Genomic DNA, 24,382 nt, shown 5'->3' with positions numbered 1-24,382 from the left:
CGTCGGCCAAAGTGCACTGCTTCTTCGGCACGCCGCAAACCCTTTCCTAGGGGCTTAATCGCGCCACCCATGGCGTGAAGGGCCGTCGAAGCAGACATCCTTTGTCTTCCTTGTTCAACACCGAGCTGTCAGGCAGTATTCGTTGGCAAATCAGGAGTTTCATGAAGCAGCTGGTATTACCGGGGACGCCCGTCAAATGCCATGGATGGCATTTGACGGGCGTCCCATGGATTGGCTTGACGCGTGTCGACGAAAGTAACCCTGCTGATGCCTCACATGAAAATATTTCGGCCGTTGCATCCTATCGCGTCAGCGAAAAGGCCGGCAGGGACAGGTGCCAGCGAATGGCTGCCGTCCGCAACGCGAAGGTGCCGAGCATGCCCGCCAGGGTGGCCAGCAGCGGCGGCAGATCCAGGGCCAGGGCCCCGGTATAGAGGATGCCGCCGAGAATAGAGGCGGTAGCATAGATTTCCCGCTGCAGCACCATGGGGACTTCCCGTGCCAGCATATCGCGGATCATGCCGCCGGCGACCCCGGTCATGACGCCCATCACCACCGCCACCATTTCCGAGGTGCCGTGGGACAGGGCTTTTTCGGTCCCGATAATGGTAAACAGCGCCAGGCCAAAGGCATCGGCCAGGGGGAGCAGGTACCAGGGCAGGCGTCGGGGCAGGCGGGCGATATACTGTCCCAGCAGGGCGGTAACCAGTATCACCCAGAGGTAGACGGCGTCGGCCACCCAGAATACCTGCTCGGCACCGATAATCAGATCCCTGATGGTGCCGCCGCCGATGGCGGTGACCGCCGCCAGCACTATTACCCCAAAGCCATCCATGCGTAGCCGCCCGGCCACCAGCACGCCCGAGAAGGCGAACACGGCGGTGCCGAATAAATCACTCCAGAAAAACACAGCATCAACCAGCGGTGGCAATTGTCTTTACCTCAAAAATAGGGGGCATGGCATCCGGGTGCGATTCGTCATGCTTATGGCGCCGAGGCGAAGCCTTGTCTTGCCGTTTCGAGCGTTTCGCACAAGTCACGGATGCCTGCCGGCGTGCGCGGGGTAAAGCGGTGCAGGCGCACCGTATCCACCGGCCACAGCTGACCATGGCGTACCGCCCGCAGTTCCGGCCATTGTTGCCACAGGCTCAGCAACTGGCCGGTCGTTTCCCCCAATATCACCTGGGGATCCTGCATCAGCACGAATTCGGTACCGACCTGGGGATAGGGGATGGGGCTATCAGCCAGGATATTGGTTCCGCCGCAAAGCCTCACCGCCTGGCCCATCCAGGTGTGGTCATTCACCGACATCAGGGGAGGATAGCCGAGCTGGTAAAAGACGGTTACCGGCGTCTTATGGCTATACTCGGCTTCAAGTTGTGTCAGCTGTTGACGGTAGTCCTGGGCCACTGCCCGAGCCTGCTCCCGGTGGCCGGTCAGTTCGCCCAGATATTCCAGTTCATCGGCCAGGCTCTGCAGGGTTTTCGGCTCGGAGAAGGCGACGGGAATGCCCAGATTTTCCAGCGGCTGAACCTGTAGTGCCTGAGCGCTGCGCCAGGCAATCACCAGATCCGGCTGTAAGGCCAGGATCTGTTCCAGGTGCAGGGAGCGAAAGTTGGCAACCTTGGGCAGGGCCCGGGCCTCGGCCGGATAGTCGCTGGCTGCGTCGGTTGCCACTATCTGCTCGCCGGCTCCTATCGCATAGAGCATCTCGGTAATATGGGGGGTCAGGCTGATAATGCGCCTGGCCTCATCCGCGGTCACCGGCTGGGCGAGCAGCAGCAACAACCCGGCAGACGGCAGCCAGCTGGCGGCCTTTGGTGTGACCGGACGCATCGGGTTCAGTCATCCAGCCTGGTCAGCATGGCCAGCACCATTTTTGATGAGTGGCGGGCGGCCACCTCCAAAAAGGCTTCGAAGGATTCGGCCTGCTCCTTGCCGGCGATGTCCGACAGGGCGCGTACCACTACGAATGGCACATTGAATTGATGGCAGACCTGGGCGATGGCGGCAGCCTCCATTTCGCAGGCTTTCATGGCGGGGAACAGGGTAACCGCCTTCTGCAGTTGATCTTCCCGGTGCATAAACTGATCCCCGGTGCAGATAAGGCCCACCGCCGAGTTGATCTCCGCCTGTTCTGCCAGGCACTGCTCCGCCAGCTCGATCAGCGCAGGATCGGCGATAAAGGCGGCAGGTTGCTGGGCCATCTGTCCGGCTTCATAACCAAAGGCGGTGACGTCTACATCATGGAAGCGGACTTCGCTGGACACGACTACGTCGCCCACATGGAGGACGGGATCGAATCCGCCGGCAGAGCCGGTATTGATTACGCAGTCGGGCTGAAACCGTTCCAACAGCAGGGTGCTGGCCATGCTGGCGGCTACCTTGCCGATGCCGGAACGGGTTATTACCACTTCTTTGCCTGCCAGGCTGCCCTGGTAAAACTCGCAGCCGGCGACGGTGACGGTATTGGGGTTGTCCAGCTGGGATCTCAGTTCGGCCACTTCCTGTTCCATGGCGCCAATAATGCCGATTTTCATAGAGTTATCTCGCGTAACGGAATAATGTCCGGATCTTATCATCAGAAAGGCAAAAGGCCGATCCGGAATTATCCGCCGTGTCTGTTAATGAATCGGCCGAAGTACATGCGTCACACATCAGGGATGTAGCGAGGATGCTGCAAGGCGGGTGCTCGCGTCAGGGGGGCGGGTGTGCAGGGGGCACCCCCGGCTCGCTGTAAACTCCTCGTTTCCAGGCACTTCGCAATGGACTGCCCACGGTAAATAAAAAGGCCGCTCCAAGAGCGGCCTTTGCGACGGAGGTGAAACCTGCCTACACCCCGATAAAGTCCATGATGCCTTCGGCGGCCTTACGGCCTTCGGCGATGGCGGTGACCACCAGATCCGAACCGCGCACGGCGTCGCCGCCGGCAAAGATTTTCGGATTGCTGGTCTGATAGGCGAAGTCGGCCTGCTCGGGAGCAACGATACGACCGGAACTGTCTGCCTGGATATCATGGTCCTTGAGCCAGGGCTGGTCATGGGGCTGGAAACCAAACGCCATGATCACCGCATCGGCGGGCAGCACCTGTTCGGAGCCGGCGACCGGTTCGGGACGACGGCGGCCGTTGGCATCGGGCTCACCCAGCTGGGTGGTGACCACTTCCACACCCGTGACCTTGCCGTTGGCATCAACCTGAATGCCGGTGGGCTGCAGGTTGAACATGAACTTCACCCCTTCTTCCCGGGCATTCTGCACTTCACGACGTGAACCGGGCATGTTGGCCTCGTCCCGACGATAGGCACAGACCACGTTGGCCGCATTCTGGCGGATAGAGGTGCGTACACAGTCCATGGCGGTGTCACCACCACCCAGTACCACCACCCGCTTGCCGCTCATATCAATATAGTCGGATGCCTGTTTCTCGAAACCCAACACCCGGTTGGCGTTGGAGATCAGGAACGGCAAGGCATCGAAGACGCCGTTCGCATCCTCGTTGGCCAGGCCAGCCCTCATGTACTTATAGGTGCCCACGCCCAGGAACACGGCATCATAGTCGTCCAGCAGCGATTGGAAGCTGACATCCTTGCCGATTTCGGTTTCCAGGCGGAATTCTATGCCCATTTCCTCGAAGATTTCCCGACGACGGGACATCACCGATTTCTCCAGCTTGAAGGACGGAATACCGAAGGTCAGCAGGCCACCGATTTCCGGGTAGCGATCGAACACCACAGGGGTGACGCCGTTGCGTACCAGGATATCGGCACAGGCCAGGCCGGCCGGCCCGGCGCCGATCACCGCGACTTTCTTGTCATTCTTCACCACATGGGACATGTCCGGTCGCCAGCCCATTTCGAACGCCTTGTCGGTAATATATTTTTCGATATTACCTATGGTCACGGCGCCGAACTGATCATTGAGGGTACAGGAGCCCTCACACAGCCGATCCTGAGGGCAGACCCGGCCGCAGACCTCGGGCAGGCTGTTGGTCTGGTGGCACAGATCCGCCGCCTCGAAGATACGTCCCTCGTTGGCCAGCTTCAGCCAGTTGGGAATGTAGTTATGTACCGGACATTTCCATTCGCAGTAAGGGTTCCCGCAATCCAGGCAGCGATCGGCCTGCATCTGGGCCTGGCTGTCGGAAAAGGGTTCGTAGATCTCTACGAACTCGATTTTACGGGTGCCGATTGCCTTCTTGGGCGGGTCGACACGTTGTACATCTATAAATTGAAATACGTTCTGGCTCATCACTAATTTCCTTTACTGCGCATGGACCCGCAGCTCTGCGGTAGAACGGCTCTGGTGGCCCAACAGGGATTTAACATCGCTGGATTTAGGCTTCACCAGCTTGAACTTGGGCAGGTATTGGTCAAATTTGGCCAGGATCTGCTGTGCCCGTTCGCTGCCTGTTTCCTGCAGATGTTGGGTGATGATACCGCGCAGGTGCTCCTGATGGATCACCAGTTCGTCGAGACCCAGCAACTCGACCAGCTCGTAGTTGGTCCTGAGGTGGAAGTCATCGTCTTCATCCAGTACATAGGCAAAACCGCCCGTCATACCGGCGGCAAAGTTCACCCCGGTACGGCCCAGCACGGTGACTATGCCGCTGGTCATGTATTCACAACCGTTATCGCCCAGCCCTTCGACCACAGCGATGGCGCCAGAGTTGCGGACCGCGAAACGCTCGCCGGCACGACCCGCCACATACAGGTGACCACCGGTGGCGCCGTACAGGCAGGTATTACCGACCAGGGTGGCTTCATGGGAACGGAAAGACACGCCCACATGTGATCTGACCACCAGCTTGCCACCGGTCATCCCCTTGCCTACATAGTCATTGGCGTCACCGGTCAGGATCAGCTCCAGGCCACCGGCGTTCCATACCCCGAAGCTCTGGCCGGCGGTACCGTCCAGGTGGATGCGTATCGGATCGGCGGCCATGCCCTGATTACCGTGGCGCTTGGCGATTTCACCGGATAGGCGGGCACCCACGGAGCGGTCTGTGTTACGGATGGTGTAATAGTAATCACCACCGGCGCTGTTCTCGACTGCGTTCAGGGTATCTTCGACGATCTTGAGGTTGAGCGGGCCCTTATCGAAGCCGGGGTTACCTTCCTGGCAGAACACACCCAGGCCTGGTTTCGGCTCGGGTTTGACAATGATGCCGGACAGATCCAGCTTCTGCTGCTTGGCGGTGAGGCCGGGCATGACGTCGAGCAGATCGGTTCGGCCAATCAGATCGGTCAGCTTGGCAACGCCAAGCGCCGCCATCAACTCACGGGTTTCCTCGGCGATAAACCTGAAGTAGTTCTCCACCATTTCAGGCAGACCCAGGAAATGTTCCTTACGCAGCTTGTCATCCTGAGTGGCTACGCCGGTGGCGCAGTTGTTCAGGTGGCAGATACGCAGGTATTTACAGCCCAGGGCCACCATGGGGCCGGTACCGAAGCCGAAGCTCTCGGCACCGAGGATCGCGGCTTTGACGATATCCAGGCCGGTTTTCAGGCCACCGTCGACTTGCAGCCGAACCTTGTGGCGCAGGCCGTTGGCAACCAGCGCCTGTTGGGTCTCGGCCAGACCCAGTTCCCAGGGCGAACCGGCGTATTTCACCGACGACAGGGGACTGGCACCGGTACCGCCGTCATAGCCGGAGATGGTGATCAGGTCCGCATAGGCCTTCGCTACACCGGTGGCGATGGTGCCGACACCGGGCTCGGAAACCAGCTTGACCGACACCAGACAGCTGGGGTTGATCTGCTTGATATCGAAGATCAGCTGAGCCAGATCCTCGATGGAGTAAATATCATGGTGCGGCGGCGGTGAAATCAGGGTCACGCCGGGCACGGCATAACGCAGCTTGGCGATTTCCGCGGTCACCTTGTGGCCGGGCAACTGGCCGCCCTCACCCGGTTTGGCGCCCTGGGCCACCTTGATCTGAATGACTTCAGCATTCATCAGATAATGGGGGGTGACGCCGAAGCGACCGGAGGCGACCTGCTTGATTTTGGAGTTTCTCAGGCTGTTGAAGCGGCGGGGATCCTCGCCACCCTCACCCGAGTTGCTCTGACCGCCGAGGCGGTTCATGGCAATCGCCAGGGATTCGTGTGCTTCCGGACCGAGGGCGCCGATGGACATGGCGGCGCTATCGAAGCGGGGGAACAGGGCCGATGCCGGCTCGACCTGATCAAGCGGCAGGTTGGCCTGGCCACCGGTTTTTACCTGCAGCAAGTCGCGCAGCATGGCCACAGGACGCTCGTTCACCAGCTTGGCGTAAGTCTGGTAATCCTCGTAGCTGCCGGAGCGCACCGCCTGTTGCAGGCTGTTGACCACATCCGGGTTATAGCTGTGGTATTCACCGTCATGCACATACTTGAGCAGGCCACCCTGGTTGAGAGATTTGCGGGCAATCCAGGCGACGCGGCTCAGGTTGAACAGGTCCTGTTGGAAATCTTCGAAGCTGGCACCCTGCACCCGGCTGGAAACGCCATTGAAACACAGCTCGACCACATCCTGATGCAGGCCGATGGCTTCGAACAGCTGAGAACAACGGTAGGAGGCGACGGTGCTGATGCCCATCTTGGACATCACCTTGTACAGGCCCTTGTTGATGCTGTTACGGAAATTCAGCAATGCCTCGCGCAGCGGCATTTTGAGCACGCCATCGGCGACCATGCGGCCCAGGGTTTCGTAGGCCAGATAGGGGTAGATGGCAGTAGCGCCAAAACCGAGCAGCACGGCAAACTGATGCGGATCCCGGGTACTGGCGGTTTCGACGATAATGTTGGAATCACAACGTAAATCGTTGTCCACCAGGGTACGTTGTACGGCACCTACCGCCATGGCTGCGGGAATAGGCAGTTTATCCTTGGCGATGTGGCGATCGGACAGGACCAGCAGTACGGTACCGTCACGCACTGCGGCGACGGCTTCATTACACAGGCGACGAATGGCAGCTTCCAGCCCTTCTTCGGCCGCATAGTTCAGATCGAGTACGCTGTGTTTGTAATGAGTCTGTTCCAGTCCCAGCAGCTGATGGAAATCGGAGTACAGCAGTATGGGAGAGTCGAACTGCACCCGATGGGCGTGGCCATGGGTCTCGTTGAATACGTTCTGCTCGCGACCGATCATGGTGGCCAGCGACATGACGTGATTTTCCCGCAGCGGATCGATGGGCGGGTTGGTCACCTGGGCAAACATCTGCCGGAAATAGTCATAGACGGAGCGGGCTCGGCTGGAGAGCACGGCCATGGGGGCATCGTCACCCATGGAGCCGACCGCTTCCTGGCCGTTTTCACCCATTACCCGGATTACCTGATCCAGCTCTTCCATCGAATAGCCGAACAGCTTCTGATAGGTACGCAGGGTGACGTCATCCAGATCCACCTGGCCGGCTTCGTCGTCGGGCAGATCTTCGAAGCGGGTCAGGCGGCGTTTGTGCTTGGTCATCCACTCTTTATAGGGATGCCGAGTCTTGAGATCGTCGTCGATCTCGAAGCTGGTCCAGGTCTTTCCGGATGTGGTATCGACAACAAACAGTTCACCCGGACCGACCCGGCCTTTTTCCAGTACTTCGTCGGGCGTGTAATCCCAGATGCCGATTTCCGAGGCCAGGGTAATAAAGCCGTCCTTGGTGCGCACGAAGCGGGCCGGACGCAGGCCATTACGATCCAGGGCACAGGCGGCGAAACGGCCGTCGGACATGACGATGCCGGCGGGGCCGTCCCAAGGCTCCATATGCATGGAGTTGAAGTCGTAGAAGGCGCGCAGATCTTCGTCCATCGACGGATTTTTCTGCCAGGCAGGCGGGATCAGCAGGCGCATGGCGCGGAACAGGTCCATACCGCCGGCCAGGAACAGCTCCAGCATGTTATCCAGGCTGGAGGAGTCGGAGCCCTGAGTGTTGACATAGGGCGCCGCTTCTTTCAGATCCGGCAGCAGGGGGGACACAAACTTGTAGGAGCGTGCCTGGGCCCACTGGCGGTTACCGCCGATGGTGTTGATTTCACCATTATGGGCCAGGAAGCGGAACGGCTGCGCCAAGGGCCAGCGTGGCTGGGTGTTGGTCGAGAAGCGTTGGTGGAACACACAGATGGCCGATTGCATGCGGATATCCGCCAGATCCAGATAGAATCTGGGCAGGTCGGCGGGCATACACAGGCCCTTGTAGGTCATCACCAGGTTGGACAGGCTGACCACATAGAAGTATTCATCGTTGACCCGCTTTTCGATACGGCGGCGTACTATATAGAGACGGCGCTCCAGATCATTGCTCGACCAGCCGGTCGGGGCATTGACGAACACCTGCTCGATACGCGGCAGAGAGGCCTTGGCGATTTCACCCAGCACATTGGGATTGACCGGTACTTCCCGCCAGCCGACCAGGCTCAGGGTTTCTTTCTCCAGCTCTTCATTGGTGATCTGGCGGATCTGTTCGGCAATAATTGGGTCCGGATTCAGGAACAACATGCCCACGGCATACTGGCGGCCAAGGTTCCATCCTTTATCTTCCGCGACGGCGCGAAAAAAACTATCTGGCTTTTGCATCAACAAGCCGCAACCGTCACCGGTCTTGCCATCGGCGGCAATCCCGCCTCTGTGCTGCATGCGATCCAACGCCGAAATCGCGAGTCGGACAAGCTTGTGACTGGTTTCGCCTTCTGTGTGGGCGATTAGACCGAATCCACAGTTATCCTTCTCCAGCTTTGGGTCATAAAGAGACATTGCATTCCTCCATTGCTCTAGCCTTGAGACTGAGCGACTACTTTTGTCAGCACGATATGCTCTGAAGCGTCCGTTGCCACTGGTGGCTAATTTACCAAAATATAGAGATTTTTTTGTGACGTCAATTAAAGAAACTAATGTGTGATGGTCTGTTTTTTAACGTCAGGAGTAGAATATTTCAATGAAAAACCGTTTCGTTTGGTTATAAATCTTACTTTTTGGTTTTTATTTGGTCAATTATTTTAATTTTTATGAAAATTTAGCAGATCGTAAATTTGGCGGTTTATTGTTGTAAAGTTACAACATTTTATGCATGAGGTTTAGAGTCATCTCCCACTTTTTCGCATTGCGGTTGCACCCCTTTGGTGCAATCGCGAGGAAAGGACCCTAGCCATCATATGATTACAAATGCATTATAACTGCATATCTTCTCTTTTCTAGCCTTTTTTGAGTGCGGCTCTATACGCTGATACAAAGTTACACTTATTGCTGTCAAGCCGGTATTTCATGCTGCCATTCTCGACCTTGCCTGCGTCATCAGCATGACAGCCCGGAGTGGAGCCGGTATGCTGCCCTCATGCCCTTTAAGACAGGATTGCTCGATGAAACCCATTAAAACCTGGGCCCAATATTATGTTGATTTAATGACCAAGCTCGGCCTTGTACGCTTCAGCATATTGCTGGCTGCCTGCATCATATTACTGGCGGTCTTTATCCAGGTTGCTGTCACCCTGTTTCTTAAAGGCGCTGTCGAGAGTGTGGACCTGGTCCGCTCCATTTTCTTTGGACTCCTGGTGACCCCCTGGGCCGTCTACTTCCTGTCGGTGGTGGTGGACCAGCTGGAAGACTCCCGGCAGCGTCTCAGCCGCCTGGTTCAGCGGCTGCAGCAGATGCGGGAACGGGATCTGGACCTGAACAATGAACTGCAGGAAAAGATCCTGTTGCTCAACCGTCAGATTGAGGAAACCAACAAGGCCGAAGCCGCCCGGCAACAGGCCATTGAGGACATGGAGAATGAGGTGTATCAAAGGGAAAGGGCTCAGGTTGAGCTGCAGGAACGTTCGGCATTGCTGCGTTCCTTTATCGACACCTCGCCGGATCTGGTTTACTACCGCAATGAACAGGAGGAGTTTTCCGGTTGCAACCGGGCCATGGAGAATCTACTGGGGCGGGAAGAGCGGGAGCTAATCGGTCTTACCCCCTATGATGTATATCCGGAGGACGTCGCCAAGAAGGTGGTGGAAACCGATAAGCTAATCTTTGCCCGCAACGAGAGTCAAACCTATGAGCAATGGCTGGTGTACCCGGACGGTCGTCCCGCCTGTTTTGAATTGCGCAAGGTACCTTTTTTTGACCGCAGCGGTAACCGGCTGGGGTTGCTGGGGTTTGGCCGGGATATTACCGAGCGTAAGCAGTACCAGGAAGAGCTGGAAAAAGCCAGCCGGGATAAGACCACCTTCATTTCCACCATCAGCCACGAGTTGCGTACCCCACTCAACGGCATCGTCGGCCTGAGTCGAATCCTGCTGGGCTCCAAGCTCACCCAGGAGCAGAGACAACATCTCAAGACCATCCACTTCAGCGCCGTCACCCTGGGCAATATCTTCAACGATATTATTGATATGGATAAGCTGGATCGCAGCCGGCTGGAACTGGCGCCCGAGCCCATGGATTTCCCCGGCTTCCTCGATGACCTGGAAAGCCTGGCCCGCCTGCAGGCTGAACAAAAAGGCCTGTATTTACATTTTGATCGGGATGGTGATATGCCCGAGTGGATACTGGCGGACGGTACCCGATTGCGTCAGGTGTTGTGGAACCTGGTCGGCAATGCGGTGAAATTCACCGATGAAGGCGGGGTGACTATCCGCTGCATGGCCGACGAACTGGAGCCGGGAGAAGTCACCCTGCGTTTCGATATCGAGGATACCGGCATCGGGATTCCCGTTGAGTTGCAGCAGAAGATCTTTGGCCTGTATTTTCAGGTGGAGGGCAAGAAGCATGCAACCGGAACCGGCATTGGCCTGGCTGTCTCCCAGCAGTTGGTCGAGGCCATGCATGGCACCATAGAGCTGGATAGTGAGCCGGATGAGGGCTCCTGTTTCAGCGTGACTATCAGTGTGCCACTGGCTAAGGCGCCGGTGGACGATCCTTGCCTGGCCGGAATTCCTTCGCTCTCGGTCCTACTGGTGGAGGATGTGGAATTGAATATTACTGTCGCCTGCGCCCTGCTGGAGAAGTTGGGCCATAGGGTGACCGTGGCCCGGGATGGCGCCGAAGCCTTTACCTTGCTGGCGGGGCAGCGTTTTGACCTGATTTTCCTCGATATTCAGTTACCGGACATGACCGGCTTTGACATAGCGGCCCGCCTCAGGAGTGAAGCGAGCGAGGCCCTGCCGCCGGTAGTGGCGCTGACCGCCAATGTGATCAGCGATAAGGGCGAGTACCTGGCCAAGGGCATGGATGATGCGATCAGCAAGCCCCTTTCTTCCAAGGCTCTGAAGGCCTGCCTGGCACGTTTTTTTGGCCAAAGACAGCAGCTGGCTCCCGTTGTCATCGAGGCGGACGACGGCGAGGTTCTGGATCTGGCCTTCCTCAATGATTATGCCGATACCGTGGGGGCCGGCGTGTTGTTGTCCAGCGTGACCCTGTTTGAGCAGATGTCGGGCGATTACCTGGACAGGCTGGATGCCTGCATGGCCGAACGGGATCAGGCCGGCATCGTCGATGAAGCCCATAAGATTAAAGGTGCGGCGGGCTCCATCGGCCTGAGGCGGATACAACAGCTGGCACAGCAGATTCAGAGTCCGGAACTGCCGGCCTGGTGGGAGCAGGTCGAGGGCTGGATTCAGGACATGAAGGCTCACCTAAAGCCTGATTTGCTGGCGTTGCGGCGATGGCTGGAGACGAAAGAATGAATCCATATCACAGTCTGATCCTGGCCGAACGTTTCCATGGCGAGGATGGTGCGGCCTGTGCGGCGCTGGCGGCCATCGAGGAGGATCGCAGCCGTATAGTACAGTGTTCGCCGGTACGGCGCCTGCAGCAAAAAACCCAGGTCTTTCCCCTGGATGTCAAGGCCTCGGTACGCAGCCGGCTGACCCACTCCCTGGAGGTGAAAGAAACCGGCCGGCAGCTGGCCCGGCAGGTATTGCCGGAATTATCCGACGAGGTCGACCGGGAGGCTTTTATCAGCCTGGTGGAAATGGCTTGTCTGCTGCATGATGTGGGTAATCCGCCGTTCGGTCATTTCGGCGAGTCGGTGATCATCGACTGGCTGGGTAGCCAACTGCCTTCCTTGTTTCAACAGGCGGTGGGATCTGCCTCGCCGCAGTGGCCGGCCTTGCTGGCCGATCTATGTCATTTCGAGGGCAATGCCCAGAGCCTGCGCCTGTTGCACAGCCTGCAGGGACTCAATCTCACACTGAGCCAGCTGGCCGCATTGCAAAAATACGTACGTGGGGCCTATCAGCCCAGGATGGGAGGCCCCTGGCAGCAGAAGCCCGGGCATTTTTTCAGTGAACAGCCACTGGTCCACAGACTGCACCAGTTATTTCCATCCACGGCCGGAGGGCGCTTCCCCCTGACCTATCTGATGGAAGCCGCCGACGATATGGCCTATGGTATCGCCGATCTGGAGGATGCAGTGGACCGTGGGGTGCTCAGCCTGGCCGAGCTGGAACTGGCTCTCAACAGGGAGGGCAATGCCTACCTGATGCGTCAATGGCAGCAGGCGAGGGTGGGTGAGCCTGGCTTCTTCAGTCGTTTCCGCCATGCTATCAACCGCGATTTGTTGCCCCTGGTGAGTGAACAGTATCTGCTGCATCATCGGGCGATCCTGCAGGGCATACATGACCAACCGCTGCTGGCCGTCGAGCAGCCGGCAGCTGAAGCACTGCACTGGTTGAAGGACTTTGCCCATCGGCGGGTATTCAACCGGCGGGAGGTCGAAGCCCTGGAGCTGGCCGGGTTTGCGGCACTGAAGGGGGTGCTGAATGCCTTTGCGCCCCTGTTGGCACTGTCGGCTGACGAATTTATCAGTCTGGAGCGGCGTCAGGATGCCAAGGGGCTGGTATTCCGACGGCTCTACCACAGGTTGCCCCCCCGCCATCTGGCCGCCTACCGGCGGGATGCCGGGCAGGCGGCGGGCTTCGCTAATGAGCAGGAGCGAGAGTGGTATTTTCGGGTCAGGCTGTTGCTGGATTTCGTTAGCGGCATGACCGACACTTATGTTTTGGAAGAATATCGGCTGCTGTGTGGCTTGCAGGGATAGCGGGTGCCGCAGCAGCCTGATCGGGTGAAGCCCATTCTAGGACACAAGCACATGCGATGTATCCTCTTTGCATTGTCGCTGTTGGCGAGCCAACCGCTCTGTTCGAGCGAGCCCCCGGTGGTGATGTATCAGGTGGTTGAGGGTGATGACTGGCCCCTGCTGGCCGAGCGTTACAGGCTGACCGAACGGCAGCTGCGTGATGGTTATAATGCGGAACGAAAATCGCCTGAACTGCATCCGGGAGACTGGATCCGGGTTCCGGACCCGGGCCGGGTGGTGGCATCCCCCGCTCTTTTTCCTGCCCTTGACTCCCTCTCCATTTCCGAGGAGCCGACAAACAAAAAAATGGTGCTGACCCTGGCCGGGGCCATGAAAGCCGCCGCCGAAGATCGGCTGGACATGTTCGTGGAGCGCCAGACCAGCAGTCTGACCGATGAAACCCTGCTGTTCGGTAGCCGTCAGTTGTCGACCCTGCCATGGGTCTCGCCCGAATTTTTGGGCTGGGATTACCAGTTGCCCTTGTTCGATAAAGAGCTCCGTTTTAACAGCAGGATGGCACTGCCGTTGTCACGCCGTTGGAAAGGTGAGCTGGGGGTGGATTACCGGCTACAGCGGCTGACCTATCAGCTGGGGCTGAATTACCGGCAGCCGTTGTTCGGGAGCTGGCATGCCCAGCTTGCCCCTGTGCTGGACTATCAGGATGACCATGCACACCGACGGGCAGGCCTCACCCTGACAGTGGGTCATCCGGACTGGCGTATGGGGATCAGCCGTTACCGGCGCCTTTCCGGCTGGCGCTATGGCCCGGACGGGTGGGAGAGGCCGGCGTCCGGGGTACTCTGGTTTGGGGAAGGGCGGATGCCGTTTGTACCAGGGGTGACAGTGGCGGTCAGTCGCTACCGATGGCAGGGCAACCGCCTCAGCCTGCAAGGCAGTGGCGACAATGACCAGGCGAGTGCGGCGCATCAGTGGTCGTTGAGCTATTCCCCCTGGCAACTGTTCCGGATTCAGACCGACTTTAGGGGTAACAACCAACGGCAATATGAGTCTCGGGTCAAGCTGGGGATCGAATTGCCCCTGAACCTCTCCGGTGGCTGGTTCTGGCCGCGGCGGCCGGACCTCGGCTTGCTGAATTACCAGCCCCTGCGCCATCACAGTGTGATGGCACTGGAACAGGCGGACTACAGTGCCTGGTAGTCGGTATTGGCAATGCTGGCCTTGGTTTCCTTGTGTAACAGAGTCAGCAAGAGGATGGCGCGCTGTTCGCCGTCGGGTTCCTGGTAGATGGCCTCAAGGCCGGTAAAGGGCCCCTGGTTTATCACCACCTTGTCGCCTGTTTTTGGCAGGTCGGACATCAGTCCCCGCAGCTCGTCACTGTCGGCCCGGGCCATCAGTTCATATACCAGCTGGCCGGGCACCTCGCAGGGGTAGGCACCGAATCGCACCAGGCTGCGAATCCCACGGGTCGAACGGATGGTGGCGGCGCTGGTGACGCCCAGATCGGCACGGAGAAAAATATAGCCGGGGAACAGGGCTTCTATCCGCTTTACCCGCTTTCCTCGTACCAGTTTTTCGACTTCCACATGAGGGTAGTAGGCTTCAATATCCTGATTGCTCAGATGTTGCTGTGCCCTTTCTTCTTCCCGGGGCCGGCAATGGGCCAGATACCACTTTTCCATAGAATTTCCTGGCTGGCAGATTAAACGGTAATTATGGCAGTAGAAACAAAAAAGGCCACGGCTTGCCGTGACCTTGCTGCAATAGTGTTCGCTGGCGTTGGCCACTGCTGTTTGAGTGACCTTGCTGCGCTGCGGGGGCTTACCAGCCCTTGACTACGCCGCCCTTAAAGAGTTCCAGCGCTCCCTGATAGACTTCTTCGCTCTGATAGGCCTTGACGAAGGTCTTGATGCGTTCGTCATCCTGGTTGTCTACCCGGGAAACGATCAGGTTGACGTAGGGGGATTCCTTGTCTTCCACAAACAGGCTGTCGCGACCGGGCAGCAGATCGATCTGTGAAGCGTAGGTGGTGTTGATCACCGCCAGGGCGACATCTTCCAGCGAACGGGGCAGCTGAGGGGCTTCCAGTTCGATGATCTGCAGGTTTTTGGGATTGGCGGTGATGTCCAGGGTGGTGGCTTCCAGCCCGGCTTCGTCACGTACCTCGATCAGGCCCTGTTGCTCCAGTAACAGCAGGGTGCGGCCCAGGTTGGTCGGATCGTTGGGCACAGCGATTTTGGCGTCGTCTTCCAACTCATCCAGCGACTCGATCTGCTTTGAGTAGCCTGCGATGGGGTAAACAAAGGTGTTGCCCACCGGTACCAGGGTATAGCCCCGATCGGCAATCTGCTTGTCCAGGTAAGGTTTGTGCTGGAAGGCATTAATATCCAGGTTGCCGTCGTTCAAAGCCACATTGGGGGTGACGTAGTCGCTGAAAGAGACCAATTCGACATCCAGGTTGTATTGTTCCTTTGCTACGCGGGCAGCGATCTCGGCCACCTGCTCTTCGGAGCCGGCAATGACGCCGAGGCGTAGCGGCTTGATTGTTTCTTCCTTGGCGGTTTCCTTGGCTTCTTCTCCACAGCCGACGAGGGCCAGGGCGGAGGCCAGTACACCGGCGGTGGCTAATGATTTAAATCCCAACTTCATGACAGAGCTCCTTAACATGATTCAGCGATGATCGACATGGGCGACCAGTCGTTCGCCGATACTTTGAATGATTTGTACCAGAACCACCAGCATCACCACAGTGATCAGCATGATTTGCGGGTCGAAGCGCTGGTAACCGTAGCGGATGCCCACATCCCCCAGGCCGCCCCCGCCGATGGCTCCGGCCATGGCAGAGTAGTTGACCAGGGTGACCAGGGTGATGATGATACCGTTGAGCATGCCTGGCAGGGCCTCGGCCAGCAATACCTTGGTGATAATCTGACTGCGTTTGGCACCCATTGCCTGAGCCGCCTCGATCAGGCCGTTAGGCACCTCCATCAGCGCACCTTCCACCAGGCGAGCGACGAAGGGAATGGCGGCGACCGTCAGCGGCACAATGGCGGCGACCGTGCCTATGCTGGTGCCGACCACCAGCCGGGTAAAGGGAATGATGGCCACCAGCAGTATGATAAAGGGGATGGAACGGCCGATGTTGATGACGGTACCCAGCACCTTGTTGAGGGCCTTGTTTTCCCAGATTTGTCCATCCTTGGTGACGTGCAGGGCGATACCCAGGGGAATGCCCAGTACACAGGCGATAGCGCCCGAGCCAAAGGTCATGATCAGGGTTTCCCACAGGGCAGACAACAGCAAATTAATCATGGCATCGGACATAACCGAGTAACTCCACCTGAATTTTATGTTCTTGAAGGTAAGCGATAGCCGCCTGGGTCTGTTCCGCCTCGCCGGCCAGCTCGGCCAGCATAAAGCCGAACTTGACCCCACCGGCATATTCGATATCGGCGCTGAGGATGGTCACATCCACCTCGAAGCTGCGGCTTAGTATGGAAATCAGCGGAGAGTCGACGGTTTCACCGGTGAAGCCCAATCGCACCAGGGGCAGGGCGTTTGCTTCCTGTTCTGGTGTCAGCCGCTGCTGATATTCATCGGGGATTTCCAAATGGATAGTGGAGGCGATGAAGCGCCGGGCCAGCTCGGTTTTGGCATTGGCAAAAAACCAGGATACCTCTCCTTGCTCGATAAGCTCTCCATCATTGATGATGGCGACCCGGTCACAGATACTTTTGACCACCTGCATTTCGTGGGTGATCAGCAAGATGGTCAGGCCCAGCTTGCGGTTGATGTCCTTGAGCAGGGTCAGGATCGATTGGGTGGTCTGCGGATCCAGCGCCGAGGTGGCTTCGTCACAGAGCAATACCTTGGGTTCGGGGGCCAGGGCCCGAGCGATCGCCACCCGTTGTTTCTGGCCACCGGACAGGGCGTTGGGATAGGCATTGGCCCTGTGGCTCAGGCCGACCAGCTCCAGCAATTCATCCACCCGCTGTTTGATGGCCGCCTTGTTCATACCGGCCAGTTCCAGGGGAAGGGCTACGTTGGCGAACACGGTGCGCGAGGACAACAGGTTGAAATGCTGGAATATCATGCCTATCTTGCGACGGGTCCGGGTCAGGGCACGGTTGTCCATGCCGGTCAGTTCCTGGCCATCGACCACCACAGCGCCCTGGGTCGGACGCTCCAGCATATTGACGCAGCGGATCAGGGTGCTTTTGCCTGCTCCCGATTCACCGATCACGCCCATGATCTGGCCGGCTTCGATCTCCAGATCGACCGCTTTCAGGGCATAGACGGCCTTGTCACCGTCACCATACTTTTTACTGATACCGCTTAGTTTTATCATCGGAGGTAAACCCTTCCGGCCTTGTTATTCACTGCTATAACAGATGAGAGTAGAGACACGTCATGCAAGCATAACGAATAGCAGCGGATGCTAAGCCGTCTGGACGTCTGAGTCAATGTAAATTTCCTAACCCGGCATCCGGCATATCGGGCTGGTGCGTATCTTGCTATCTTTATTCCTAATGAGATAGGGTAGGCTTGAGTCTCCAGGTTCGGCGGGTAGCCTGAGGTTGCGGCTTGTCCAGAGCCCGGGCGCGCGTTATCGGCTCGGGTTGTCTCGAGAGGAGCGTCAGGTCCGCAGCCTGCTGTCATGGATGTTTTCGGCATATAAGGATACCTATGGGCCAGTACTTTCTGCGCCGGTTGTTGTTACTGATACCTACCTTTATTGGCATTACCCTGGTGGTGTTCGCCATCACCCGCTTTGTCCCCGGTGGCCCGGTCGAACGCATGCTGATGCAGTCACAATTGGCGGGCGGTGAAACCAGCCAGTACTCTTCCAGCCGTGGCGGACAAGTGTTGTCGGAAGAGCAAATTGAAGAGCTCAAGGAATTTTACGGCCTGGACAAGCCGGTATTCGAGTCTTATTGGGAATGGCTCAACAAGCTGGTGCGGCTCGATCTGGGCCATTCGACCCGCTACTATGACCCGGTATGGGAGCTGATCAAGGAACGGCTGCCGGTGTCGGCCTTCTTCGGGATCAGCACCTTTATCCTCAGCTATCTGGTGTCCATCCCGCTGGGTATTCTCAAGGCTCTCAAACATAATAGCCGTTTCGACAGTATCAGCTCCATGCTGATCTACGCCGGTTATGCCCTTCCAGCCTATGTGGTGGGCATCTTCCTGCTGACGGTGTTTGCCTTCCAGCTGGGATGGTTTCCTATGGGGGGCTTTGTCGGAGATGACTTTGAGTATCTGGAAGGCTTCTGGCCCAAGACCTTCAACCTGTTCCATCATGCCCTGTTGCCGTTGATCGCCTATGCCATCGGTGACTTTGCCGTGCTCACCATGACCATGAAGAACAGTCTGCTGGAAAACCTGTCCGCCGATTATGTACGCACCGCCGTGGCCAAGGGCCTGCCGTTTCACAAGGCGGTTACCGGTCATGCCCTGCGCAACAGCCTGATCCCCATCGCCAGTCATTTCGGCAATGTGATCTCGGTATTTTTTGCCGGCTCTTTCCTGATCGAGGTGATCTTCAATATCGATGGTCTGGGCCTGCTTGGCTACGAAGCCGTGGTCGAACGGGACTATCCGGTGGTGATGGGCATACTGGCGATCACCTCGCTGCTGATGCTGGTAGGCAATATCCTGTCGGATATGTGTGTGGCGCTGGTGGATCCGAGGGTGCGCTTCGATGGCTAGCCTGATATCGGAATTGACCCGCAAGAAGTTGCGCCGCTTTCGGGCCATCAAACGGGGCTATTATGCGTTTTGTCTGTTTGCCTTTATGGTGCTGCTGGCGCTCTGTGCCGAATTATGGGCCAATAACAGGGCGCTGCTGGTCAAGTATGAAGGCCGGCTCTATTTCCCCACCTATGGCGCGGTGATCCCCGGCGATACCTTTGGCCTGGGTTACCGCTACGAAACCAACTACCGGGAGCTGAAAACGGCGCTGGCCGAACGGCCCGATGACTGGGTGCTGCTGCCTCCGGTTCCCTGGAGCCCCTATGAGCAGGACTACAGCGCTGGCAGTTTCCCGCCCAATGCCCCCAGCCTGGAGAGCCGACACTTTCTCGGCACCGACAGCTCGGGCAGAGACATACTCGCCCGGCTGGTCTACGGTTTTCGTACTGCGGTGGGCTTTGCCTTTATCGCCCTGACCGCCAGCTATACCATAGGGGTGATCATCGGTTGCCTAATGGGGTTCTGGGGTGGGAAATTTGACATTATATTTCAACGTTTTATCGAAATATGGTCGCAGGTTCCCTTTTTATACGTGATCATGATACTGGTGTCCCTGACCCAGCCTAATTTCACCCTGTTTGTGGCCATCAACGTACTGTTCGGCTGGATGGGTATCACCTGGTATATGCGTACCCTGACCTACAAGGAAAAAGCCCGGGACTATATCCTCGCCGCCCGGGCCCAGGGGGCCGGTCTGTTCCGTATTATCATCCACCATATCCTGCCCAACACCCTGGTGATGATAGTCACCCTGGCGCCCTTTACCGTGGTGGCCAATATTTCTTTGCTGACGGCGTTGGACTATCTGGGCTTTGGCCTGGCGCCGCCGACCCCCAGCTGGGGAGAGTTACTGCGCCAGGGGGTGAATAACCTGGATGCCCCCTGGATAGTGGCCTCTGTGGTGACCGCCGTGTCTTTGGTATTGATTACCGTGTCTTTTATCGGGGAGGCTATTCGGGAAGCCTTCGACCCCAAACACTTTTCTCGCTATGAATAGGCAGGGACGATGATGAAAAAACTCATGTCGATGATTACAGTGTGGTGCTGTGCCCTTGTTCTGCAGGCCGCCGAATTGCCGGCCGGGCTGCACTGGGAAACCAACAACGAAGACCCCATCTTTGCCTCGCCCGACGCCCGACGCGGGGGTGTGTTCAACATGATGATGACCAGCTTCCCACTGACTTTCCGCACTGTCGGACCCGATTCAAATGGCGGCTTTCGCTCCTTTGTGCTGGAAAACCAGCTGGGCTTGTACAGCATGCATCCGGACACCGACAGGCCGATTCCGGCGCTGGCTACCCATTGGGCCTTCGGCGATGATCACAAAACCATGTATTTCAAGCTGCACCCCGGGGCGCGCTGGTCCGATGGTCAGCCGGTGACTGCCGATGATTTTCTGTTTGCCCTGGAATTCATGCGCTCGGAGGTGATCCGGGCCCCCTGGTATAACAACTATTACACCGAAGAGATCGTCGATATCACCAAATATGATGATCACACTATTTCGGTGACAGCTGGCTCACCCAAGAGCCGGCAGGAGCTGCTCAATACTCTCGGCCTCAACCCTCAGCCCCGGCATTTTTATGAAATGACAGACGACTGGGTACGCAAGTACAACTGGGCTGTGGTGCCGGTTACCGGCGCCTATGTCATCGAGGAGGTCAAACGCGGCCGTTCGATCAGCTTCAAGCGCCTGGATGACTGGTGGGGCAATGATCTCACCTACTATAAGCACCGCTTCAATGTTGATGAGATCCGCCTGACCGTGGTGCGGGATCTCAATATTGCGTATCGGCACTTCCTGCGTGGCGAGGTGGATACCTTTGGTCTGATCCTGCCCGAATGGTGGCACGACAAGACCGACACGCCAGAGTATCGTAACGGTCTAATCAACCGAATCTGGTTTTATAATGACAATCAGCAAGGTCCCCAGGGCATTCACCTGAATACCGCCCATCCCCGGCTGCAGGATATCCGGGTGCGACAAGGCATTGCCCATGCCATCAATATGCAGCGTATGCTGGACACCATATTACGGGGTGACTACGAGCGCATGCATACCTTCGGCACCGGCTACGGGAATTTTACCGACTATGATATTCGTGCCCGGGAATTTGATATCACCAAGGCCCGTGCGCTGTTTGCCGAAGCCGGCTACAACCAACAGGGGCCCGGTGGCATCCTGATGAATACCCAGGGTGACCGGCTGACCCTTGCCCTGACCTATACCACCCAGGAACACACTTCCCGGTTGGCCATCCTGCGGGAAGAGGCGCGCAAGGCGGGTCTGGATCTGCAACTGAACCTGGTGGAGGGGGCCACCGGATTCAAGGTGATGCTGGAGAAAAACCACGAAGCGGCCTGGCTGGGCTGGGGCGGTGGCGGCCTTTACCCCCAATACTGGGAATTTTTCCACTCGGTCAATGCCGACAAGCCCCAGACCAATAATTTGTTCAATATCAGTGATGAGCAGCTGGATCAGCTTGTCGAGACCTACAGGGATACTTTCGAACTGCAGGATAAAGCCAGAATTTCCCGGCAAATCCAGCAACGGGTTGATGAGCTGGCAATTTTTATTCCCGGCTATCAGGTGCCTTATACCCGTGAAGCCTATTGGCGCTATATCAAGCTGCCCGAATCAAAAGGAACCAAGCAATCTCCCTCCCTGTTCTGGCCGATGGAAGGCTATCCCTATAGCACCGGTGGATTGTTCTGGATAGACAGCGAGCTGAAAGCTGAGGTCAAGGCTGGCGGCAGGAAATATGAGCCTGTGTTGGAAGTGGTAGAAACCTGGCGGCGCAAGGAACCCTGATGGCCCCATTGTTGACGGTTGAAAACCTGGCGGTCAGCTTTACCACCGAAGAAGGCACTTTCCGGGTGGTGGATGATGTCAGCTTCTCGGTGTTGCCGGGGCAGACCCTGGGGCTGGTGGGAGAGTCCGGTTGTGGCAAGAGCGTGACCGCCCTCAGCCTACTGGGGCTGTTGCCCAAGCCGGCGGGGCAGGTAGTGGCCGGACGTGCTTGCTTCCAGGGCCAGGATCTGCTGGCGCTGAGTGCCGAGCAGCGTTATCACATCCGCGGTAACAAGATAGCGATGATCTTCCAGGAACCGATGACGGCGCTGAACCCGGTGCATACGGTGGGTCGCCAGCTGATGGAAGTGTATCGATTGCACAGGCCGGAGTTGAGCAAGTCGGCCCAGAAACAGGCGGCACTGGCGATGCTGCGGAAGGTGGGGCTGCCGGAAGCCGAGGCCAGGCTGAAATCCTATCCTCACCAGTTGTCCGGGGGAATGCGTCAACGGGTGATGATTGCCATGGCTCTTGCCTGTGAGCCTGACTTGCTGATTTGTGATGAACCGACCACAGCGCTGGATGTCACCATACAGGCACAGATCCTTCATCTCATTAAAGCATTGCAGGAAAAAACCGGCATGGCGGTGATCTTTATTACCCATGATCTGGGGGTGGTGGCCCAGGTTTGCGACCAGGTCCTGGTGATGTATGCCGGGCGCAGTGCCGAGCAGGCCGGTGTCTATGATATTTTTGAGCGGCCTCTGCATCCCTATACCCGAGGCCTGCTGGCGGCCATCCCTCGTTTGAGCCACCCGAACAAGGCCATACTGCCTACCATCAAGGGCCAGGTTCCCTCTATCGAGGAGCAGGTGAGCGGGTGTCGTTTTGCCAACCGTTGTCCCCATGCCACCGGCAAATGCGAAATCCAGCCGAGGATGGAGCTGGATGGTAAAAACCACAGTGTCTGGTGCCATCACTGGCGGGAGTGGGGCGAATGAGTACCTTATTGCAGGTTGAGGGTCTGAAACAATACTTTACCCTGGGGGGAGGCTTGTTGAGCAGGGGGAGGACCCTCTATGCAGTGGATGGGGTCAGTTTTGAGCTGGAGGCAGGCAAAACCCTGGGGCTGGTGGGGGAGTCGGGCTGCGGCAAGTCGACGCTGGCGCGCGCATTGCTCAAACTGGAGGAGCCAACAGACGGACGCATACTGTTCGAGGGGCAGGACATTACCCATTTCTCCCATTCCCAAATGCGGCCCTTACGACAAAAGATGCAGATGGTATTCCAGGATCCACAAGAATCCCTCAACAGCCGACATACCATAGGTACTGTGTTACAGGAGCCTTTTGTTATTCATGGCTTGGGCAATGCCAGGGAGCGGCGGCAGTGGGCCCAAGACTTGATCCGCCGGGTCGGGCTACCGGTGTCGGCCTTCGATCGCTATCCCCATGAGTTTTCCGGTGGTCAGCGGCAGCGGATCGGCATTGCCCGGGCCATGGCCCTGCAACCAAGCCTGCTGATATGTGATGAGGCGGTGTCTGCCCTGGATGTGTCGGTGCAGTCGCAGATATTGAACTTGCTGTTGTCTCTGCAGCAGGAACATGGCCTGGCCATGTTGTTCATCGCCCACGACCTGTCGGTAGTGAAGCATATCTCCGATCAGATTGCGGTCATGTACCTGGGACGTATTGTTGAGCTGGCCCCGGCCGAGGCGCTCTATCATTCACCGAAGCACCCTTATACCCAGGCATTGATTGCTGCGATCCCGGAACCGGATCCCAGGGCCCGCAAGGCACCCATTATGCTCAGTGGTGAGTTGCCCTCACCGGCGGCCCCGCCTTCCGGCTGCCATTTTCGTACCCGCTGTCCCTATGCCGGCGAACGTTGTCGCCGGGAGGTACCCTTGCTGGAAGGGGGGGAGCACAGGGTTGCCTGTCATTACCACAAGGAAATAGCAACCGGAAAACGTCCGCCAAAACCTCAGGCCATATGTCATACTGTGACCCCGAACGAGCAGGCATAACCTAAGGATTATCGAGTGACTAAACCGGCAATTTTTCTCGACCGCGACGGTGTGATCAACCAGGACACCGGCTATGTATCCCATTCCGACGACTTTATCTTTATCGATGGTGTGATTGATGCGTTGAAGCTCTTGAAGCAAAAAGGTTATCTGCTGGTGGTGGTCACCAACCAATCCGGCATTGCCCGAGGTTTATTTACCGAAGCCGATTTCATGGCCCTGACAGAATGGATGGACTGGTCGCTGGCGGATCGAGGGGTGGATCTGGACGGTATTTATTTCTGTCCCCATCATCCGACCGAAGGCAAGGGCCCGAACACCCAGTCCTGTGATTGTCGCAAGCCGGCACCGGGCATGTTATTGGACGCCGCCAACGAACTGAACATCGATCTCGATGCTTCCTATATGGTGGGTGATAAGCTTTCCGACTTGAAAGCGGCAGAGGCGGCCGGGGTGAAAACAAAAGTCCTGGTCAGAACCGGCAAGACAATTACCCCGGAAGCGGAAGTCATGGCCGATCATATCTATCCGTCCCTGGTGGAATTTGCACAGAAAGTCGTCAGTCTGGGGTAATTAATAGCGATTAGATTAAAAGATGAGCGGTTGGTTTTTTCTTTTTAAAAAGCCCTTGCGCAAAATCCGCCGGTCCCTATAATGCGCATCCACTGACACGGGGCAAGGCGCTCACGGTCACAGGGGTTGAAAACGAACGACATTAAGTTTGATTCAACGCTTGACGAACACCAAGGATTGCGTAGAATACGCAGCCCTGACCAGCGAAAGCGGTCAACGCTCTTTAACAACTTATCAAGCAAACTGTGTG

Annotated in this window: 18 protein-coding genes; 9 read left to right on the top strand and 9 right to left on the bottom strand. The window is 57.5% G+C overall.

Annotated features, from left to right (window positions below):
- Nucleotides 1-301: 301 nt before the first annotated feature.
- The 5 genes from DCS96_RS17480 to gltB form a co-directional block, all read right to left on the bottom strand.
- A complete protein-coding gene (locus tag DCS96_RS17480) occupies nucleotides 302-931 on the bottom strand; it encodes a trimeric intracellular cation channel family protein (RefSeq protein WP_116475700.1) in 630 nt (209 codons plus the stop codon).
- Between the two features lie 53 nt (nucleotides 932-984).
- A complete protein-coding gene (locus DCS96_RS17475) occupies nucleotides 985-1,836 on the bottom strand; it encodes a cobalamin-binding protein (RefSeq protein ID WP_116475699.1) in 852 nt (283 codons plus the stop codon).
- Nucleotides 1,837-1,841: 5 nt separating this feature from the next.
- Nucleotides 1,842-2,540, bottom strand: coding sequence for a 5'-methylthioadenosine/S-adenosylhomocysteine nucleosidase (mtnN, locus tag DCS96_RS17470; RefSeq protein WP_116475698.1), 699 nt, complete (start codon nucleotides 2,538-2,540; stop codon nucleotides 1,842-1,844).
- A gap of 292 nt (nucleotides 2,541-2,832) precedes the next feature.
- Complete coding sequence (locus DCS96_RS17465; RefSeq protein WP_116475697.1) at nucleotides 2,833-4,248, bottom strand: FAD-dependent oxidoreductase; 1,416 nt, start codon at nucleotides 4,246-4,248, stop codon at nucleotides 2,833-2,835.
- A gap of 12 nt (nucleotides 4,249-4,260) precedes the next feature.
- Nucleotides 4,261-8,721, bottom strand: coding sequence for a glutamate synthase large subunit (gene gltB, locus DCS96_RS17460; protein WP_116475696.1), 4,461 nt, complete (start codon nucleotides 8,719-8,721; stop codon nucleotides 4,261-4,263).
- Nucleotides 8,722-9,323: 602 nt separating this feature from the next.
- Here gltB and arcB point away from each other — a divergent pair.
- The 3 genes from arcB to DCS96_RS17445 are packed head-to-tail and all read left to right on the top strand — an operon-like array spanning nucleotide 9,324 to nucleotide 14,188.
- Nucleotides 9,324-11,636, top strand: a complete 2,313-nt coding sequence (gene arcB / locus DCS96_RS17455) for an aerobic respiration two-component sensor histidine kinase ArcB (protein WP_116475695.1) — start codon at nucleotides 9,324-9,326, stop codon at nucleotides 11,634-11,636.
- Nucleotides 11,633-12,991, top strand: coding sequence for a dGTPase (dgt, locus tag DCS96_RS17450; protein WP_116475694.1), 1,359 nt, complete (start codon nucleotides 11,633-11,635; stop codon nucleotides 12,989-12,991). The genes arcB and dgt overlap by 4 nt, the downstream gene beginning before the upstream one ends.
- A gap of 51 nt (nucleotides 12,992-13,042) precedes the next feature.
- Nucleotides 13,043-14,188, top strand: coding sequence for an inverse autotransporter beta domain-containing protein (locus DCS96_RS17445; RefSeq protein WP_116475693.1), 1,146 nt, complete (start codon nucleotides 13,043-13,045; stop codon nucleotides 14,186-14,188).
- Here the strand turns inward: DCS96_RS17445 and rfaH are convergent.
- The 4 genes from rfaH to metN all read right to left on the bottom strand — a co-directional run bounded on the left by rfaH (nucleotide 14,173) and on the right by metN (nucleotide 17,336).
- Nucleotides 14,173-14,670: a transcription/translation regulatory transformer protein RfaH gene (gene rfaH, locus DCS96_RS17440; RefSeq protein WP_116475692.1), complete on the bottom strand. Its 498-nt coding sequence runs from the start codon at nucleotides 14,668-14,670 to the stop codon at nucleotides 14,173-14,175. The two genes, DCS96_RS17445 and rfaH, sit on opposite strands and share 16 nt — an antisense overlap.
- Nucleotides 14,671-14,809: 139 nt before the next feature.
- Entirely contained in the window at nucleotides 14,810-15,637 is an 828-nt protein-coding gene (gene metQ, locus DCS96_RS17435; protein ID WP_116475691.1) for a methionine ABC transporter substrate-binding lipoprotein MetQ, read from the bottom strand.
- A gap of 21 nt (nucleotides 15,638-15,658) precedes the next feature.
- On the bottom strand, nucleotides 15,659-16,312 hold the full coding sequence (locus DCS96_RS17430; protein WP_116475690.1) for a methionine ABC transporter permease: 654 nt from the start codon (nucleotides 16,310-16,312) through the stop codon (nucleotides 15,659-15,661).
- A complete protein-coding gene (metN, locus tag DCS96_RS17425) occupies nucleotides 16,293-17,336 on the bottom strand; it encodes a methionine ABC transporter ATP-binding protein MetN (protein ID WP_116475689.1) in 1,044 nt (347 codons plus the stop codon). The genes DCS96_RS17430 and metN overlap by 20 nt, the downstream gene beginning before the upstream one ends.
- A 338-nt stretch (nucleotides 17,337-17,674) precedes the next feature.
- On the opposite strand from metN, the gene DCS96_RS17420 reads away from it, so the two are divergent.
- Genes DCS96_RS17420 through gmhB form a run of 6 tightly spaced genes read left to right on the top strand, consistent with a single transcriptional unit; the run spans nucleotide 17,675 to nucleotide 24,132 of the window.
- Nucleotides 17,675-18,700 (top strand): ABC transporter permease subunit, encoded by a 1,026-nt coding sequence (locus DCS96_RS17420; RefSeq protein ID WP_116475688.1) that lies wholly within the window; start codon nucleotides 17,675-17,677, stop codon nucleotides 18,698-18,700.
- Nucleotides 18,693-19,739 (top strand): ABC transporter permease, encoded by a 1,047-nt coding sequence (locus DCS96_RS17415; protein ID WP_116475687.1) that lies wholly within the window; start codon nucleotides 18,693-18,695, stop codon nucleotides 19,737-19,739. Before DCS96_RS17420 ends, DCS96_RS17415 begins: the two co-directional genes overlap by 8 nt.
- Before the next feature lie 24 nt (nucleotides 19,740-19,763).
- Complete coding sequence (locus tag DCS96_RS17410; RefSeq protein ID WP_408646017.1) at nucleotides 19,764-21,554, top strand: extracellular solute-binding protein; 1,791 nt, start codon at nucleotides 19,764-19,766, stop codon at nucleotides 21,552-21,554.
- Complete coding sequence (locus DCS96_RS17405) at nucleotides 21,554-22,534, top strand: ABC transporter ATP-binding protein (RefSeq protein ID WP_116475685.1); 981 nt, start codon at nucleotides 21,554-21,556, stop codon at nucleotides 22,532-22,534. Before DCS96_RS17410 ends, DCS96_RS17405 begins: the two co-directional genes overlap by 1 nt.
- Complete coding sequence (locus DCS96_RS17400) at nucleotides 22,531-23,559, top strand: ABC transporter ATP-binding protein (RefSeq protein ID WP_116475684.1); 1,029 nt, start codon at nucleotides 22,531-22,533, stop codon at nucleotides 23,557-23,559. Before DCS96_RS17405 ends, DCS96_RS17400 begins: the two co-directional genes overlap by 4 nt.
- A gap of 15 nt (nucleotides 23,560-23,574) precedes the next feature.
- Entirely contained in the window at nucleotides 23,575-24,132 is a 558-nt protein-coding gene (gmhB, locus tag DCS96_RS17395) for a D-glycero-beta-D-manno-heptose 1,7-bisphosphate 7-phosphatase (RefSeq protein ID WP_116475683.1), read from the top strand.
- Nucleotides 24,133-24,382: the final 250 nt, after the last annotated feature.

Source organism: Zobellella maritima, assembly GCF_003075035.1.
Classification (GTDB): domain Bacteria; phylum Pseudomonadota; class Gammaproteobacteria; order Enterobacterales; family Aeromonadaceae; genus Oceanimonas; species Oceanimonas maritima.
This window is presented reverse-complemented; position numbering and strand designations above follow the sequence as displayed.